The 16319-nt window shown below is 62.6% G+C and carries 23 protein-coding genes; 14 read left to right on the top strand and 9 right to left on the bottom strand.

Features of this window, described 5'->3' with window-relative positions; genetic code table 11:
• Positions 1 to 7: 7 nt before the first annotated feature.
• Positions 8 to 439 carry a CBS domain-containing protein gene (locus Mspo_RS00210; protein WP_159725932.1) on the top strand — a complete coding sequence of 144 codons (432 nt, stop codon included), beginning with the start codon at positions 8 to 10 and terminating at the stop codon, positions 437 to 439.
• A gap of 52 nt (positions 440 to 491) precedes the next feature.
• On the opposite strand, the gene Mspo_RS00205 is transcribed toward Mspo_RS00210, so the two are convergent.
• The 3 genes from Mspo_RS00205 to folE all read right to left on the bottom strand — a co-directional run bounded on the left by Mspo_RS00205 (position 492) and on the right by folE (position 2804).
• Positions 492 to 1523 (bottom strand): patatin-like phospholipase family protein, encoded by a 1032-nt coding sequence (locus Mspo_RS00205; RefSeq protein ID WP_159725931.1) that lies wholly within the window; start codon positions 1521 to 1523, stop codon positions 492 to 494.
• A gap of 225 nt (positions 1524 to 1748) precedes the next feature.
• Positions 1749 to 2144 carry a phosphoribosyl-AMP cyclohydrolase gene (gene hisI, locus Mspo_RS00200; RefSeq protein ID WP_159725930.1) on the bottom strand — a complete coding sequence of 132 codons (396 nt, stop codon included), beginning with the start codon at positions 2142 to 2144 and terminating at the stop codon, positions 1749 to 1751.
• Between the two features lie 30 nt (positions 2145 to 2174).
• Entirely contained in the window at positions 2175 to 2804 is a 630-nt protein-coding gene (folE, locus tag Mspo_RS00195) for a GTP cyclohydrolase I FolE (RefSeq protein WP_159725929.1), read from the bottom strand.
• 129 nt (positions 2805 to 2933) lie between these two features.
• On the opposite strand from folE, the gene Mspo_RS00190 reads away from it, so the two are divergent.
• The 4 genes from Mspo_RS00190 to Mspo_RS00175 all read left to right on the top strand — a co-directional run bounded on the left by Mspo_RS00190 (position 2934) and on the right by Mspo_RS00175 (position 5634).
• Positions 2934 to 3368, top strand: a complete 435-nt coding sequence (locus tag Mspo_RS00190) for an iron-sulfur cluster assembly scaffold protein (RefSeq protein ID WP_159725928.1) — start codon at positions 2934 to 2936, stop codon at positions 3366 to 3368.
• Between the two features lie 175 nt (positions 3369 to 3543).
• Entirely contained in the window at positions 3544 to 3813 is a 270-nt protein-coding gene (locus Mspo_RS00185; protein ID WP_159725927.1) for a hypothetical protein, read from the top strand.
• Between the two features lie 28 nt (positions 3814 to 3841).
• Positions 3842 to 4978, top strand: a complete 1137-nt coding sequence (locus tag Mspo_RS00180) for an L-lactate dehydrogenase (protein WP_159725926.1) — start codon at positions 3842 to 3844, stop codon at positions 4976 to 4978.
• Between the two features lie 143 nt (positions 4979 to 5121).
• Positions 5122 to 5634, top strand: coding sequence for an AAA family ATPase (locus Mspo_RS00175; RefSeq protein WP_159725925.1), 513 nt, complete (start codon positions 5122 to 5124; stop codon positions 5632 to 5634).
• On the opposite strand, the gene Mspo_RS00170 is transcribed toward Mspo_RS00175, so the two are convergent.
• Together Mspo_RS00170 and Mspo_RS00165 are read right to left on the bottom strand one after the other, a co-directional pair.
• A complete protein-coding gene (locus Mspo_RS00170; RefSeq protein WP_159725924.1) occupies positions 5624 to 6118 on the bottom strand; it encodes a GNAT family N-acetyltransferase in 495 nt (164 codons plus the stop codon). The genes Mspo_RS00175 and Mspo_RS00170 overlap by 11 nt on opposite strands.
• Positions 6119 to 6149: 31 nt before the next feature.
• Positions 6150 to 7247: a hypothetical protein gene (locus Mspo_RS00165; RefSeq protein ID WP_159725923.1), complete on the bottom strand. Its 1098-nt coding sequence runs from the start codon at positions 7245 to 7247 to the stop codon at positions 6150 to 6152.
• A 107-nt stretch (positions 7248 to 7354) separates the two neighbouring features.
• Here Mspo_RS00165 and Mspo_RS20235 point away from each other — a divergent pair, with 107 nt between their 5' ends.
• The 4 genes from Mspo_RS20235 to Mspo_RS00145 all read left to right on the top strand — a co-directional run bounded on the left by Mspo_RS20235 (position 7355) and on the right by Mspo_RS00145 (position 9472).
• On the top strand, positions 7355 to 7741 hold the full coding sequence (locus Mspo_RS20235; RefSeq protein WP_159725922.1) for an ASCH domain-containing protein: 387 nt from the start codon (positions 7355 to 7357) through the stop codon (positions 7739 to 7741).
• 73 nt (positions 7742 to 7814) lie between these two features.
• A complete protein-coding gene (gene ruvC, locus Mspo_RS00155; RefSeq protein ID WP_159725921.1) occupies positions 7815 to 8339 on the top strand; it encodes a crossover junction endodeoxyribonuclease RuvC in 525 nt (174 codons plus the stop codon).
• Positions 8336 to 8950, top strand: a complete 615-nt coding sequence (gene ruvA, locus Mspo_RS00150; RefSeq protein WP_159725920.1) for a Holliday junction branch migration protein RuvA — start codon at positions 8336 to 8338, stop codon at positions 8948 to 8950. Before ruvC ends, ruvA begins: the two co-directional genes overlap by 4 nt.
• Before the next feature lie 159 nt (positions 8951 to 9109).
• Entirely contained in the window at positions 9110 to 9472 is a 363-nt protein-coding gene (locus Mspo_RS00145) for a hypothetical protein (protein ID WP_159725919.1), read from the top strand.
• Between the two features lie 101 nt (positions 9473 to 9573).
• Here the strand turns inward: Mspo_RS00145 and Mspo_RS00140 are convergent, their stop codons facing one another.
• Complete coding sequence (locus Mspo_RS00140) at positions 9574 to 9819, bottom strand: acyl carrier protein (protein WP_159725918.1); 246 nt, start codon at positions 9817 to 9819, stop codon at positions 9574 to 9576.
• Positions 9820 to 10185: 366 nt separating this feature from the next.
• Between Mspo_RS00140 and Mspo_RS00135 the strand changes: the two genes are divergently transcribed.
• The 5 genes from Mspo_RS00135 (at position 10186) to Mspo_RS00115 (ending at position 13007) form a co-directional block, all read left to right on the top strand.
• Positions 10186 to 10395, top strand: a complete 210-nt coding sequence (locus Mspo_RS00135; protein WP_159725917.1) for a cold-shock protein — start codon at positions 10186 to 10188, stop codon at positions 10393 to 10395.
• Positions 10396 to 10474: 79 nt separating this feature from the next.
• Positions 10475 to 11188 carry a hypothetical protein gene (locus Mspo_RS00130; protein ID WP_159725916.1) on the top strand — a complete coding sequence of 238 codons (714 nt, stop codon included), beginning with the start codon at positions 10475 to 10477 and terminating at the stop codon, positions 11186 to 11188.
• A 56-nt stretch (positions 11189 to 11244) separates the two neighbouring features.
• Positions 11245 to 11856 carry a malonic semialdehyde reductase gene (locus tag Mspo_RS00125; protein WP_159725915.1) on the top strand — a complete coding sequence of 204 codons (612 nt, stop codon included), beginning with the start codon at positions 11245 to 11247 and terminating at the stop codon, positions 11854 to 11856.
• 55 nt (positions 11857 to 11911) lie between these two features.
• Positions 11912 to 12310, top strand: coding sequence for a DoxX family protein (locus Mspo_RS00120; protein WP_159725914.1), 399 nt, complete (start codon positions 11912 to 11914; stop codon positions 12308 to 12310).
• A gap of 355 nt (positions 12311 to 12665) precedes the next feature.
• The gene (locus Mspo_RS00115; protein WP_159725913.1) at positions 12666 to 13007 is read left to right on the top strand and encodes a septal ring lytic transglycosylase RlpA family protein; all 342 of its coding nucleotides are present in this window, start codon (positions 12666 to 12668) and stop codon (positions 13005 to 13007) included.
• A 240-nt stretch (positions 13008 to 13247) separates the two neighbouring features.
• Here the strand turns inward: Mspo_RS00115 and Mspo_RS00110 are convergent, their stop codons facing one another.
• From Mspo_RS00110 to Mspo_RS00100, 3 genes are read right to left on the bottom strand one after another with little or no spacing between them, the layout of a single operon-like run.
• On the bottom strand, positions 13248 to 14102 hold the full coding sequence (locus tag Mspo_RS00110; RefSeq protein WP_159725912.1) for an FkbM family methyltransferase: 855 nt from the start codon (positions 14100 to 14102) through the stop codon (positions 13248 to 13250).
• A gap of 35 nt (positions 14103 to 14137) precedes the next feature.
• Positions 14138 to 15256 (bottom strand): non-hydrolyzing UDP-N-acetylglucosamine 2-epimerase, encoded by a 1119-nt coding sequence (gene wecB / locus Mspo_RS00105; protein ID WP_159725911.1) that lies wholly within the window; start codon positions 15254 to 15256, stop codon positions 14138 to 14140.
• Entirely contained in the window at positions 15253 to 16158 is a 906-nt protein-coding gene (locus tag Mspo_RS00100; RefSeq protein WP_159725910.1) for a glycosyltransferase, read from the bottom strand. Before Mspo_RS00100 ends, wecB begins: the two co-directional genes overlap by 4 nt.
• Positions 16159 to 16319: the final 161 nt, after the last annotated feature.

Here is a 16319-nt window from a genome sequence, read left to right as displayed (position 1 = left end):
TTTCAATATGAATGTCGCCCGCATACTCGCTCGCAAGGGGGCGGAGGTCGTCACCATCACACCTGAACGGACATTGCTCCAAGTGGCGGAGGAATTGACTCGCCGCGGCATTGGGGCGCTCGTCGTCGTCGACGCGAATGACGAGGTCGTCGGGCTCATCACCGAGCGCGACATCGTCGCCGCCATCGCGCGGCGCGGCGTCGAAGCGCTCTGCGACGAGGTCGCGCGCTTCATGACCTCCGATCCCATGTCGATCGCGGAACACGACACGCTCGAGGCGACGATGGAGGCGATGACGGTCGAGCGCCGCCGCCATCTGCCGGTCATGCGCGACGGACGTCTCGCCGGCCTCGTGTCGATCGGCGATGTGGTCAAATGCCGGATCGACGAGATCGAGGCCGAGCGCCTGGAATTGCGCGCCTATATAGCGACGGCCTGAAAGCGGCTCTCGTCGGCGACGTCGGAATCGCTCGGAGTGCGGCGCCGGTCGGTCACGGCGTCGCGCCGACGAGCGGGATATGCGCGAAAATATTGGGCAGCGACCGCTTGGTCGCCTCGTGGCCGAGCTCGATCAGTTCCTCGGCGCGGTGGAAGTCGAACATGCCGACGTCCTCGTGACGCGCGTGGATCGTCGCGTCGGGCGGATCGCCCGCCATGCGCGAGCGCAATATGCGGTCCTGAATGATGTTGAAGGCGTCGATCATGGACGCCGCGACATTGGGCGCGGCGCCGCGACGGCGGTGGAAATAGCGCGGCAGCAGCTGCGCCGCGAGGCCTGGCTCCGAGGCGGCTCCGAAGGGCGCGCCCGCTTCCGCTCGGCCGCCGGCGGCGTGGGCGTGGTGGTCGTGGATCACATGGGAGCGATACATCGTGTCGGCGGTGACATTCACCGCAATGACGAAATCGGCGCCCAGCGCGCGGCAGACGGTGATCGGGATCGGATTGACGAGGGCGCCGTCGAAGAGCCAGCGGTCGCCGATGCGCACGGGCTCGAAAATGCCGGGCAGGGCGTAGGAGGCGCGCACCGCCGGCGCCAGAGCCCCACGCTTCAGCCAGACCTCATGGCCGGTGCCGACCTCGGTCGCGACCGCGGCGAAGGCGACCGGCAGCTCCTCGATCGAAAGCTCGGCGAGCTCCTTCTCCAGCGCGGCCCGCAGCCGCTCGCCGCCGATGAGGCTCATGCCGGAGAAGGAGAGGTCCATGAAGGTGAAGACGCGCCGCTTGGTCAGCGAACGCGCGAAGGTCTCGACCGCGTCCAGCTTGCCGGCGGCGTAGCAGCCGCCCACGACGGCGCCGATCGAGGTGCCGGCGACGACATCCGGGACGATCCCATGCGCCGCGAGCTCGCGCAGCACGCCGATATGCGACCAGCCGCGCGCCGCGCCCGCGCCGAGCGCCAGGCCGATCTTCGGCCGCGCCGCGGGCGTTTCGGGCTCGGGCGCCGCCGGGGCGCCGAGCGGGGGCGCGACGGCTCCGCCGTCTCCCGTCCATCTGTCGAACGGATTGCGAAAGAAGGCGGTCATCGAGGCGCTCCTCATATTGCTGCCGTGACGCCATTTTTTGCTTATATTGGGACGAAGGCTGCGCGCAGAAAGTAGCCGGCGGGTTAACGGCGCAGGGCGCGCCACCCGGAACGCGAGGAGCGTTTCCAGCCGAAGCGGACGCCGCTTCGGGGTTGCGTCGAAGCAACAGCGTTCCGAGTCTTTCCTGTTTCGATGGCGAGGGCTCGAGCCCCGTGGGGCCGGCGGTCAGCGGTCGAGGACGAGACGGCCGGAGGCGGGGTCCAAGCGCCGATAGAAGCAGGATTTTCGGCCCGTGTGGCAGGCTTTGCCGTCGCCGCCGGGCTCGACCGTCACCAAGAGCGCGTCCTGGTCGCAATCGACCTCGAGCGAGACCAGTTTCTGCACCTGGCCGGAGGTGTCGCCCTTGCGCCACAGGCTCTGCCGCGAGCGCGACCAATAATGCGCGACGCCGGTCTCGATCGTCTTGGCCAGCGCCAGCTCGTTCATATAGGCGACCATGAGCACCTCTTTGGTCGCCGCCTCGACGGTCACGCAGACAATGAGCCCTTGCGCGTCATAGCGCGGCGCGAAGGCTGCGCCCTCTTCGATCTCGCGGGCCTCGGCCGGCGGCAAGGCGGACATGGCGCTTCTCCGAAAAAGGACGCGCGCGCCTCAGCGGCCGCCGCGCAGCAGCGTGTAGAAATGCACCTGCTCGGTTGGATCGTCGCGAAACACGCCCGAGAACTGCACCGTCACGGTGGACGAGCCCTGCTTCATCACGCCGCGCATGGACATGCACATATGCTCCGCCTCGACCAGCACGGCGACGCCGCGCGGCGTCAGATGCTGATCGATCGCGGTGGCGATCTGCGCCGTCATCGCCTCCTGCGTCTGCAACCTTCGGGCGTAGACGTCGACGAGACGCGCGAGCTTGGAGAGGCCGACGACGCCGCCGGTCGGATAATAGGCGATATGCGCTTTTCCGACAAAGGGAACGACGTGATGCTCGCAATGCGAGAAGAAGGGGATGTCGCGCACCAGCACGAGGTCGTCATAGCCCTCGACCTCCTCGAAGACGCGCGCGAGCTCCTCGCCGGCGTCTTCCTGATAGCCGCGGAAGAACTCCTCATAGGCCTTCACGACGCGGCGCGGCGTCTCCTGCAGACCTTCGCGGTCGGGATTGTCCCCCGCCCAGCGCAGCAGCACGCGCACCGCCGCTTCCGCTTCCTCGCGGGACGGACGTTGGACGGGCGTCTCGGCCGTCGCGGGACGGTCGAGCAAGGACTTAACCACGGCATCCATGTGGCGCCTCCAGAGAAACGACGGGCCCGACCACTTCGGGGAAGACGGCCGCTTTCAAGGCGGCCCGCGGGATTATATACTCAGTGGAAGATTTCCACGTAACCCCCCGCTAGCAACTTATCGGCCACAATGCTCGATCAAGTCTACAACCAGCGCATCCTGGAACTCGCCGCGCAGATACCGCGCGTCGGCCGTCTCGCGGCTCCAGACGCCAGCGCCACCGCCCATTCCAAGCTGTGCGGATCGACGGTGACGGTCGACGTCACACTATCCGACGGAAAAGTGGCGGATTTCGCACATGAGGTCAAAGCCTGCGCGCTCGGCCAGGCGGCCTCCTCGATCATGGCGCGCAATATCGTCGGCTCCACGCCGCGAGAGCTGCGCGACCTGCGCGAGACCGTCCGCAAGATGTTGAAGGAAAACGGCGCTCCTCCGGAAGGAAAATGGCAGGACATCGCCATTTTGGAGCCGGTGCGCGATTTCAAATCGCGTCACGCCTCGACGCTCCTGACCTTCGACGCCGTCGTGGACGCGATCGGCCAGATCGAGAAGCGACAAGGCTAGAGCGCTTTCCGATCGAACGGAATCGTTCGATCGGTCAGAATTCGCTCCAAAGAGAGAATGATAGAGCGCTCCGGCGCTCTTCATCCGGCGCGAGGTCGCCTTCTAGAGAGCCGGCTCGTCGTCGAACCGGGCGGCGACGACGGCGTGCGCGCGAATTCCATGCGGGAGAAGCCGAGTGCCGACGACCTATCTCCCGCGCGTCGCCGCGGCCGATCACGAGATCTTGCGCCATACGGTCGATAATTATCCGGCCGACACTTACGAAAAATGGCTCCGTCTCCAGACGAAGGAGATCGCCAATTGGCGCAACAGCGGATGGGACGTCGTCATGATCGACGTCAGCGCCGACGATTTCGCCCGCTATTGCCGCGACACCGGCGCGAGCCCCAATTTCCACACCTTCCGCGGCGTCGCCTCCGCCAAGGCGATCGGCAAATTCGCGTGAGAGTGGTGAAATTCTCGAAAGACCCGCAATGATCGTCTCTTCCGCCTTGGACTATCGCGCGGCCGCGCGGCGACGGCTGCCGCGCTTTCTGTTCGACTACATAGATGGCGGCGCCGGCGCCGAGCGCACGCTCGCCGCCAATATCGCCGATCTTCAGAGCGTCACGCTGCGCCAGCGCGTGATGCAGGGCGTCGAGAGCGTCGATCTTTCCACAGAGTGGCTCGGAGTCGCCGCCTCGCTGCCCTTGCTCATCGCGCCCATCGGCATGTCGGGCATGTTCGCGCGGCGCGGCGAGGTTCAGGGCGCGCGGGCGGCGGCGAAAAAGGGCGTGCCCTTCATTCTCTCCACGCTCGCAGTCTGCCCGATAGAGGAGGTCGCCGCGGCGAGCGCGCGGCCGATCTGGCTGCAGCTCTATATGCTGAAAGATCGCGGCTTCATGGAGAATATGCTCGCGCGGGCGCGCGCTTCGAACGTCGAGCATCTCGTCTTCACCGTCGATCTGCCGGCGCTGGGGATTCGCTATCGCGACGCGCATTCCGGAATGTCCGGCCCATTCGCGGCGCAAAGGCGCCTGTTGCAGGCGCTCGCCAAGCCGGCCTGGGCTTTCGATGTCGGCCTCATGGGCCGGCCGCATGATCTCGGCAATGTCGTGGCCTATCTCGGCGGCGCGATGAAGCAGCAGAATTATCTGCGCGACATCGCCGCGAATGTCGATCCGACGCTCGACTGGTCGACGCTGGACTGGGTGCGCGACCGCTGGCCGGGCCGCATCATTTTGAAGGGCGTGCTGGACGAGACCGACGCCCGCGACGCCGTGCGCTGCGGCGTGGAGGCGATCGTCGTCTCCAATCACGGCGGCCGCCAGCTCGACGGCGCGCCCTCCGTGGCGCGCATGTTGCCGAGGATCGCCGACGCGGTGGGCGACGATCTTTTGCTCTTCGCCGATTCGGGCGTTCGCTCCGGCCTCGACGTCCTGCGCCTGCTGGCGCTGGGCGCGAAGGGCGTGCTGCTGGGCCGCGCCTACGCCTATGCGCTGGCCGCGGCGGGGCAGGGGGGCGTGGAGGATGTGCTGGATATGTTCGCGGCGGAGCTGCGCGTGGGGATGATGTTGTGTGGGGTGGGGGAGGTGAGGGGAGCTGATTCATCGAGGCTATCCGGGAACTGAATAAGCCCCGCTCGGCCTTGGTAGGTGGGATACGCTCCTGTAAATGGCTCGTGGCTTCATATCCGGGACACTCGGTAGGTGACTCAACCTGCTCAAAGGGTTCAGAGACAGCCCACGCGCATATTAGAAACGGAGGCAACGCTGTGTTTCTAGTCACTGGGGTCTCTGGTGTCGGAAAGACCTACACGATCAACGCGGCGAGGCAACTGCGCCGGAATTATGGTTACGCTCGCGCAAGCGAATTACTTCTGCAGCTGGGTCGCCCTATACAGAATTTGTCTCCCAACGAGGCGATTGAAAATCAAAGAGCATTAATTGATGAGATGGTTGGTCTGGACGCGCATTTTGGCGGCAGGCTTATCTTCGACGGGCATGCAATGATAGAGACTGGTAAAGGACCGCTTCCGGTCTGGCCCGAGTTGGGAACTCAGTTGCCACTCGACGCGATCATTGCCATCGTGGACGATCCGGGCCAGATCGCTATCAGACGTGTGGAAAAGGGAAAGCGAAATTCCGAGGTGGAGGTCTCGGTGCTTCAGGACATCGAGATTGCTGCATCACGAGAGTGGGCATGCATTTCAGGCGTGCCGCTTGCAATCATCCAAAGCGGGGACGTCCAAACATTGATTCGAGAGTTTGATCGCATCAAGAATTGAAAGAGTTCCCGAGGCCATTATAGATATACTCGGTCTTTCCCGGTCGGTAGAAGGAGAGGACTTTGCCCGTTTGCTCAAAGCCCAGCCGTGCAAGAATACCCGAGAGTTCGGACATGCGCTCTTCAGGAACCGTAGCGAGTGGACGGGCCGTTTTGAGCCAATTGCAGCCCAAGCGGATAAGGCGCACGCCAAGTCCTCGTCCCTTGAAAGGGTCTTCAACCCAAACGGTGCAGATTTTTTTTTCATGTGTGGCAGACTTGGCGATAACAACGCCTACGATTCGATCGTCACGCATCACCGGATGCACAAGCCGCGATCCGTCGGCTATGCCGGGTATGACGATGTCCCAAAACCAGCTCTCGAAATTCGGATAGAACACAGAAAGATGCTCAATTCGCTCATACACAGCAGTCATGCTGATTAGCGTAGCGATGGGAGCTCCCACGCTGCGTTGATCCGCTGATTGATTCGATCTCGCTTTCATGGCCGCATTCCTACATGGGGCATTCAAAAAGTCACCTGGGGACTCGCCGCCATCCTGTGAATTTGAGTCGTCGAAGCAGCCATCTGCCGGAAAAAAAAATTAAAAGGATAACCGCGACGCCAACGAGGAGTGACCCGGTGGCTTTGAGATTGCTATCGCCGAAGTAATTGGAAATGGAACCTTCGACGCCACTGCCAATCGCACCTAGGGCAACTATGCCGGGGACGTACCAGTGAAGGGCTTCGCGTGGCTGGCGGAAGCGCGCGAGCGTAACAAAACTATCGATCCCGGTAGCGTCCATATTTCGCCAATGGTAAACGAGCATCTTCGATAAATCTCGCTTCGGAACGGATGGTGGCAGATACCCGCACCATAGGTCGTCCTCCATTCGGCGCATCTTATGCATCGAGGCATGTGATGCGACTAATTCAAAGCTCATATCTCGAATAAGAAAACAATGCATCGCGTTGATATTGAATGCTCGTCCTATGCCTATCCTCTGCGTTATATCGCGAGGCAAGTTTCTCATTTCGTTGAAGCGCAGCTCGGTGAACTCCTCGCTCAGAATCGTGCTGACAATGAAGTCTCCGTGCCCGTTTCTCTTTATGCTAAAAGCGCATGCGCCTTTTTCGTTTAAGTTAAATCGTATCCGAATATACTGTCGACCGGGTGAATGAAGCTTTTGACAGAATGAGCGCTCAAAGCGTATGAGCGTGCCTACAAGTGCCCTGTCTTGGTAAACGGGTGAGAGACTGAAGTCACTATTCAGCTTTGCTGAATGGAAATTCAGATAGTGCGCGTTTCGACGAATAGTCGAAAAGCAACCGTTTTCGTCATTAGTCCCAACGCGAATCACGTCATTGAAGACGGCGCTGAGAAGCCTATTGTTCTGAAGTCGCCCACTGAGATCCTCAATCTGGCCTTCATCGACCTCGGTTGGAATAAACAGGTAGACGGCACCGATCTCATATGCATTTGAGAACAGAAGTCCAACATCGAGGAAGTTCGATTCGATGCTCGTTCTCGCAATGTGGCGCCACAGGTTGAGATGGACTTCGACCTCTGCTGGAGTGATATTTGATGCGTTTTCTCTCCAGCACTCGTACCAGAGAGCCATGCTATTGGCCATTTTTCTGCTACCAAAGTGTGAAATTCAGGATGACGCTACCACACGTTTCCAAATTGTCCCTAACATGATGTGCGGCGATCCAGCTTACCTGTCAGGTCACATACCACATGTTTGTCCGCCAACATGATTATCCGCCAAAAGGATTAATTATCCGCGAGCCGTGGGTTTCATTAATTCTCGACGGATTGAAAACCTGGGAACTCAGGGGCACTCGCACCGCTATACGGGGGCGTATAGGTCTGATTCGCTCCGGTAGCGGGGCTGTCGTCGGCGAAGCTGAACTTTTCGACGTTGTTGGACCTCTTGATCGTATTCAACTCGCTGAGAGCGTCGATCGCCATTGTGTCCGATTCGATTGGACAATCGTGCCTTTGCCCTACCGATCTGTGTATGCCTGGGTGATCAAAAAGCCGAAGCGGTATTCCGTAGAATGTCCATACATTCATCCCCCAGGCGCTGTAATTTGGGTCAAACTGGCGTTCCCTGAAAACTGAAAGTCTGATCGTGGGCTGTCTCTACGCTGGAGGAGGACTTCTTTTCCCCCCCCTTTCCCCCTAACCTCCCGCCATGACGGACGAGACGATTCGCATCCTCGGCATAGACCCGGGCCTCCGCAACACGGGCTGGGGGGTGGTCGAGGCGTCGCGCGGCTCGCGGCTCTCCTTCGTCGCTTGCGGCTCGCTGCATTCGGACGGCGCCGCCTCCATGGGCGAGCGGCTCGCGCAATTGCAGCGCGGCCTCGCGCGCATCATCGAGGAGCTTTCGCCGCATGAGGCGGCGGTGGAGGAGACCTTCGTCAATCGCGATCCGCAATCGGCCTTGAAGCTCGGACAGGCGCGTGGCGTCGCGCTGGCGGCGCCGGCGCTCGCCGGGCTCGAGGTGGAGGAATATGCCGCCAATGTCGTCAAAAAGACCGTGGTCGGCAATGGCCACGCCGACAAGGCGCAGATCGCCATGATGGTGCGCGTGCTGCTGCCCGCGAGCCGCGCCGAGAGCGCGGACGCCGCCGACGCGCTGGCCGTCGCCATTTGCCACGCCCATCATCGCGCCGGCCGCGCCGCCGCGCGCCGGCTCGCGGAGACGGCGCGGTGATCGGCAAGCTCAAAGGAATCGTCGATTCCTATGGCGAGGACTTCGTCATTCTCGACGTGCATGGCGTCGGCTATGTGGTGAATTGCTCGACGCGCACCTTGCAGAAGCTGCCTCCTGTCGGGGAGGCGGCCTCGCTCGCCATAGAGACGCAGGTGCGCGAGGATGCGATCCGCCTCTTCGGCTTTTCCTCGGAGGCCGAGCGCGACTGGTTCCGCCTGTTGCAGAGCGTGCAGGGCGTGGGCTCGAAAGTGGCGCTCGCCATTCTCTCCATTCTCGCGCCGGGCGAGCTCGCCTCGGCCATCGGGGCCCAAGACAAGGCGATGGTGGCGCGCGCCTCGGGCGTCGGGCCGAAGCTCGCCGCGCGCATCGTCGCGGAGCTGAAGGACAAGGCCCCGGCCTTCGCCGGCGTCGACCCGATCGTCGCGCGCCTCTCCGGCGAGGAGCCGGCGGCGGCGCCCCAGGCCGCGCAAGACGCCATCTCGGCGCTGGTCAATCTCGGCTATGGCAGGCCGCAGGCGGCGGCGGCCGTGGCCAGGAGCCTCGAGGCGATCGGCGAGGCGGCGGATACGGGCGCGCTCATCCGCCGCGGGCTGAAGGAGCTGGCGAGCTAGCGTTTCCACCCGAAGTGGACCCGGTTCGGCGTCCGGAAACGCGTCAAAGCGAAAGACAGTCATCTCCTGCTAATAATGTCCCGCGTTCACGCTGGAGCGGCGAGGCCGCCGCTCCATTTGACCCCTTCAGCCGGCTTCGCGGCCTCGAGGGATCAGATCATGTCACGAGCAGATTTGGGCGCGCGTCAGATCGGTGCGCTTTTCGTCGCTTTCTCGGCGCTCGTCGTCTTCACCATCGTCGTGCTGATGGAGCGCGCCTGCGCCGCTCCGCCCGCGGCCTATCGCTTGCCCCTTTTCGCCCAATGCGGATTGGAGGGGCTCACGCCTTCGCCGGGCGCGGAGAAGCTCGCCGCGCGCGCGACGCGGGAGGGGCGTTCCGCCGCCTTCCAGAGCTGGGCGGCCTCGGCGCGGCCGGTCGCGCCTGCGCTGCTGGCCTACAACCTGCGGCAGGACGCCTTCCCGGCGGCGCTCTCCGCCGGGGCCGCCGCCGCGCGCTATTGTCCGTCAGGCGCGCGGCTTTAGAGCGTTTCCAGCCGGAGTGGAGGCCGGTTCGGCGTTGGAAACGCGTTAAAAACAAAAGTCTAGAGTCTTTTCGAAACATGAAAAGACTCTAGAGTCCGGGCTCAGGCGGCCTTGCGCTCGAGCTCGCGCAGGCAGGCGACGATCGCGTCGATCGAGGCGAAATTGCGGCGGCGCAGCATATGCTCGGGGAATTGGACGCCGAAAGCGTCCTCGAGCGCGAGCATGATCCTGACCGCCGCGAAAGAGGTGAGGCCGAGCTCATAGAGGTCCGAGTTCGCCGACAGATTACGCGCCGGCTGAGGCAGGCGTCCGTGTTCGTCGATCGCTTGCCGCACGAGGTCGATCACTTTTGCTCTCCGCTGCTGCGCGGGGGCGGCCGCGCCCCCGCCGTGGCTCACTCATTCGAGACAATTTGACCCGACGATGGTGAATCCGACGCAAAGATCGCGGCTTCGAGCTGAATGTGGCGTGAACCCGGCCGGCTCTCGAATTTTCAAGGTTAGGAAATCCCTTCTTTTTCGGTAACTACTTATGGTCCGCAGCGTGATCCGCCATTGCCCGCGGCGGGCGCGGCCTCTATGTTCCCCAGTATCGATTTTCGGCCGGCGACTTGCGTGCGCGCTTCGGAGACGAAGCCGCTGACGACCTCTCCCTGACATCGATCGACCCGGCCCCGCGCAGGCGGGCCTTCTCCTCAATGTTCGGAGAGACGAATGGCGACTGGAACGGTTAAGTGGTTCAACGCCCAAAAGGGCTATGGCTTCATCCAGCCCGACGGCGACGACAAGGACGTGTTCGTCCATATCAGCGCGGTGGAGCGCGCCGGCCTGCGCGATCTGCGCGAAGGCCAGAAGGTGAGCTTCGAGATTTCGCAGGACCGCCGCACCGGCAAGTCCTCAGCGGACCAGCTCAAGGCGCTCTGACGCCTCGATCGCAAAGGGTCGCCGCTGCGCGGCGGCCCTTTCTTGTCTTTTCGCCGGCGCATGAGCTACAGTCGCGCTCATGCGTTCCGGGTCTCGAATTTTCGCCGCCGCGCTCGCGGTGGCGGCCCTCGCCTCCGCCGGCGTCCTCGCCGCCGGGACGGAACGGCCCCTCACGCAACAACAATATATCGAGATTCCCGGCATAGGGCGTATCCCGATCCCCTTGCCGCCCGGCGCGCGTGTGTTCTCGCCGCAGCGCCGCCCCGCGCCGCTCGCGCCGGAGGCCACGCCGGAGCGCCAGCCCGAGGTCGCGCTCTCCTCGCTCGACGATCTCATCCGCCGCCTGTCGCTGGCCGAAAGCGAGGAGGAGGAGAGCGCGCTCTCCCAGGCGATCGGTCGGCTGTGGGCGCGGTCGGGCTCGCCGACAGCGGATCTGCTGCTGCGCCGGGCGATGGCCGCCGCGAGCCTCGGCGCGGATTCTCTCGCGCTCGCTCTCTTCGATCATATCGTCGCGCTGGAGCCCGCTTGGGCGGAGGCGCTGGTGGGCCGCGCCCATGCGCGCGTCGCGCTCGGCGATCTCGACAGCGCCGTGCGCGATCTCGAATCCGCTCTTCTGCTGGATCCGCGCCGCTTCGATGCGCTCGGCGCGCTCGGCGCGCTGCGGGAGCGCGAGGGGGCGTCGGCGCGCGCGCTCGAGGCCTATCGGCGCGCCCGCGCGCTCGATCCCCGCCGCGAGGAATGGCGAAAGGCGGAGGAGCGGCTGCGGCTCGAGGTCGAGGGCCGCGACATCTGAGCTTCGCGCGCGTTCTTCCGCCGAGCCGCGACGCGAGCGAGACGAGGAGAGACGATATGGCGCGAGACGAGCTTTTCCTCCATGAGCCGCTGAGCGCGGAAGCGCTGGCCCAGCTCTTCACCGAGGCGCGCACCCACAATGGCTGGACGGATCGGGAAGTTCCCGACGCGCTGCTGCAGCAGGCGGTTCGGCTCGCGCTCTGGGGGCCGACCAGCGCCAATTGCCTTCCGGCGCGTTTCGTATTCCTGCGCTCGGCCGAGGCCAAGGCGCGGCTCGCCCCGGCGCTTTCGCCCGGCAATCTCGAGAAGACGCTCGCGGCGCCGGCGACCGCGATCGTCGCCTATGACACGCGATTCTACGAGCATTTGCCGCGTCTCTATCCGGCGACCGACGCACGCTCCTGGTTCGTCGGCAACGTCGCGCTCATCGAGGCGACGGCTTTTCGCAACGGCGCGCTGCAGGGCGCCTATTTCCTGCTGGCGCTGCGCGCTCTGGGGCTCGACGCCGGGCCGATGAGCGGTTTCGACAACGCCAAGGCGGACATGGAATTTTTTCCCGGCGGAACGGTCAAATCGAATTTCCTGATCAATATCGGCTATGGCGATCCGGCGAAACTCTATCCGAGGGGTCCGCGTTTCGCTTTCGAGGAGGTCGCCTCCATCCTATGAGAGGTCGCCTATGAGAGGTCGCCTATGAGAGGTCGCCTATGAGAGGTCGCGTTCCATGAGCTCGCTCGTTCCGCCTGGCCGCGCGCAGGTCGTGCTCGGGCTCTCGCGCATATTCGTCGCTTTGCTGTTCCTGCAGCACGGCACGGCCAAGCTCTTCGGCTTTCCTCACATCGCCATGTTCGACGGGCTGAAGCTCCTATCCTTGCTCGGCGCGGCGGGAGCGATCGAGGTTCTCGGCGGGCTCTTGCTGCTGCTCGGCCTCTTCACGCGAGCGGCGGCGCTCGTCCTCGCGGCGGAAATGGTCGCGGCCTATCTCGTCGCTCACGCCGCAAAGGGCGCGCTGCCGATCCACAATGGCGGGGAGCTGGCGCTGGTCTATGGCGTCGTCTTCCTGTTTTTCGCCATAGCCGGGCCGGGCCGCTTCGCGCTCGACCGCCCCGTCGGCGCGGCCTGAGCGCCGGCGCGCTCCGACCGTCGGCGGTTTTCCACGGATTTTCTTCGGCCGCTCCCGTGTGGCGCCTTGACAGCTGCATCACAGATTCTCGGCGCGTGTGTCATTTCTGTCACAGAAAAGTAATGATGAGTCAAATATATTTCATAATACACCGGCGTCTATTTGACGTTTTAGTATAGAAAATATGGATATATTTGACGCCGCTTCTGCGTTGTCCGGCTCGGAACTAGGCATTTTCCTCCGCCGGCGTTCTCGCCCCTATTTGATCACATCTCACCTTTAGCGCGGGTCTACTCGACAGCTGCGTCCGGGCTCGGGCGATCGTCGGGAAACTACGTGCAAAGGAGATAGCGCATTGAAGACATTGATCATCGGAGCGGCGGTATTTGCAGGTTCGACAGCGGCGGCGGGCCAATCCTGGGTCGGGAAGGCCTCCTACTATGGCTATCACGGCCGGACCGCGAGCGGCGGGCAGGTGGGGGCGCTGACGGCGGCCCATCGCAGCCTGCCTTTCGGCTCGCGGGCGCGCGTGACCAATCTCGGCAATGGTCGTTCGGTGGTCGTCACGATCAATGATCGCGGCCCTTTCGTGCGCGGCCGGGTAATCGACGTCTCGGTCCACGCCGCCCAGAGCCTCGGCTTCCGATCGGCCGGCGTCGCTCGGGTCAAGGTCGAACGGGTGAGCGCGGGCGACTGACCCGTCTTATTTGCGACAGGCAGTCTGAAGACTGGCCTGTCCGGACGGCCTCTTCCGCTCCCTGCGGGCGGCGATGATCATGACTGTGGGCCGTAAACGACGGGGCGTCAGACCCCCCGTCCCTCCTATCCCTCCAACGTGTTCCAAAAAACTGCGGTCCTCGAAACGGTGACGAAGCCGAACGCCGCCGCGCGGGGGCCGCGCCGGCTGAACAGCCCGACGACGCAAAAAGTCGCGCCGTCACGAATAAGAGCGGCTGGCCTGATCGATGCTCGAGGAATTTCTCAGGGGCAGGTCACGGACCGCGAGCAGATTTTCACAATTTCGAGAGACATGATCGGTGTCGATCTCGCTCCATTCGTCCCGCTCACGTTTGAACACCGAGAAAGATTTTTCTTGTAAGCTGGCTATCAGGTCGGCCGTCGTATAGCCGAAAGATTCACTATGCTTTATCCAGCTTTCGAAATATATCATTCTTGTCCGATCCAATACGGAGGACGCGCCTTTTAGGACCTCCAATTCATATCCTTCCACGTCGATTTTTAGAAGATCAATCTTTTCGACTCCGCAGAGTAGACTGTCGAGCGTCTGCGCCTCGACGGAGAGCCCGCCCGCATTTTCGGGCTGCACGGCGTTTATCTCATCCGTTACGGAGTCGGAAAAAGCGAGATGTCCAATTTTGGAACCGATCGCGACATTGTATAAGATCACGTCGGCATTATTCAATTGTGCATTGGATCTCAAATAGCCGAATATCCTCGGATGCGGCTCGACGCCAATGGCGACCCCGGTCGCTCCGACGATATGCTTTGCCGTGAAAAGAAGCGATCCGACGTTCGCCCCCACATCGACATAAATATCCCCTTTATTCAACAGCGTGAATAAGGTTTGTTCGTCTTCGCGCAGGCGCGAGGAACCGTCGATGAACATTTCTCCGGTGACGCCGGACGGGAAAAATCGAAGCTTATAATATCCTCGATCGATGATGATGTGAACGCATAATCCGGTCTTCACGAGCACTTTGGCGGCAAAGTAGCGTAGCGGATCGGCTCGTCGAAAGCCGGCTCTCAGATTGGCCAGTATATTGAACGCCATTTTTCGTCCTTTTCGATCGAAGAGGCAGAGCGGCGCTATCGCGGGTCGCGCGCGCGCAGCCAGGCCCTCACATGCCCAGCGATGCGCTCGCCGGAAAAGCCGTCGCCATACGGATTGATCGCCTCGCTCATCCGACGACGCTCCGCCTCGTTGTCGAGCAAGAGGCGCGCTTCGCGAACGATGTCGTCTCGCCTGGTTCCGACGAGTCGCACGACGCCGGCTTCGACCGCTTCCATTCGTTCGGTTTCGTTCCGCATTACCAGAACCGGGACGCCGAGGCTGGGCGCCTCCTCCTGCACGCCGCCGGAATCGGTGAGTATCAACTCCGCCCTCGACATCAGATGAACGAAGGAAAAATAGTCGACCGGCGGGCAGAGATGGATGTTTCGTCGACCTGTGAGCATCTCCGTCGCAGGCCTTTGCACATTGGGATTGAGATGCGCCGGATAGACGATCGCTATGTCCGGATAAATCTCCGCGAGATCGCACAGCGCGGCAAAAATCTCCTGCAATGGGCCGCCGAAGCTCTCACGCCGATGCGCTGTCACCAGAACGAGTCGCCGCCCCCCGATATCGACCGGCAGCGGCGGCGCCTGCATCCCGCGGGCGAGGCGCAACGTGTCGATCACCGTGTTTCCCGTGACGAAGATACGATCTTCGGCGACGCCTTCGGCCATGAGCGCGCGCCGATTTGTTTCTGTCGGCGCGAAGTGAAGATCGGCGAGGACCGACAGCAGACGCCGATTGACTTCCTCTGGAAAGGGAAACAGCTTGTTGCCGGTGCGCAATCCTGCTTCGACATGCCCGACGGCGATCTTTCCATAAAAGGCGCATAGCCCGCCCAGCATGGCGGTGGTCGTGTCGCCCTGCACCAGAACGAGTTGTGGCCTGTGCTCGACGAGCATCGCCTCGAATGCGGAAATCGCGCGGCTCGACAGCTTATAGAGCGTCTGCCCCGGCTCCATGAGGCGCATGTCATGGTCGATCCGCGCCTCGAAGGGTCCCAAGATCTGATCGAGCATTTCGCGATGCTGGCCTGTCGACACGAGCAATGTGCGCAGTCCTTCTTCGGATCGCAGCGCTCTCAGCACCGGGACCATTTTGATCGCTTCGGGGCGGGTGCCGACGACCACTGCGACAGTCGGAGGGCTCATGAGCGCACCGCGTCCCTGGCGCCATGCGCGAGGAGTCGTTTCAGTCGTTCGCGCCGCGCCGTCGCGGCGATGCTCAAGCGGTTGAGCAGCCATCCGAGCGGGCTGCGCAGTCGGTGATCGCGGGCCTCCAACGCGGACATGAACGGCATGTTCGTCTCTCGCGCGAAGGCCAGTATCTCGTTCATTTGCTTATGGTCGTGATAAAGCGCCGTTCTGCTCAGCTCGTGAAAAAAAAGTTGCCGCAGGCTTATGTGCTTTTCTATGCCTCGCGTGATCAGGTCGTAGTGCATTTTCAGCGTCGTTATGTGGCGCTTGCCGCCCTCCTGGCGTGTCAGGCTGCGTGCGTGTTCGCGATAACGATAAAGCGGCTGGCGAATGCGCGCGATCGGCCCTCCGACGTGTCGTAGCCGTAGAAAAAAATCCTTGTCTTCGACGAGGCGATACTCTGGCCGATAGTCTCCGACGCGTCGGGCGACGTCGGCGCGGTAGAGAAAGCAGGCCCAGTTGACTTCGTCATAGCCGATGGTTCGGCCGGCGTCATCGATTCGAAAGAAGTCGGCCGACACCATCGGCGCATCCGGATGAGCGTCCAGGTAGTCGACCATTGTCTGCAGCGCGCTCGGCAGAAATGCATTGTCATCCGATGTCCACGACCAATACACGCCGCGCGCGCGCGCGAATCCGGAGTTGAGCGCGCGTGGCAGTCCTTGGTTTTCCTGCATGACGATCACGAGGCGGGGATCGGCGTAGGTCGTCAGTATGTCCTTGGTCTCGTCGACCGATCCGTCGACCACGACGATGAGCTCGAAGTCGACGAATGTTTGTCGCAGGCAGGTGTCGAGCGCTTCCCGCAGGTGTCGAGCGCCGTTGTATGTCGGAAGGACAATCGAAACTTTCGGCATGAAATTCATTCCTCTTATGGACTGGCGAGGAGGCGAGATGCAGGCGAGGTCTCGCCAGGAATGTCGAAGCCGCTCCTTGTCGGGCGTGAGTAGAAGGTCAGGCGCAGGGTAAATGCGCGCCTGCAATTCGCCGGTCGTCGGATGTTCGCTCGGCGCCGGTC

The sequence above is a fragment of the Methylosinus sp. Ce-a6 genome (assembly GCF_009811655.1).
GTDB lineage: Bacteria > Pseudomonadota > Alphaproteobacteria > Rhizobiales > Beijerinckiaceae > Methylosinus.
The sequence above is the reverse complement of the archived record's forward strand: the minus strand, read 5'-3'. Positions and strand labels throughout refer to the sequence as shown.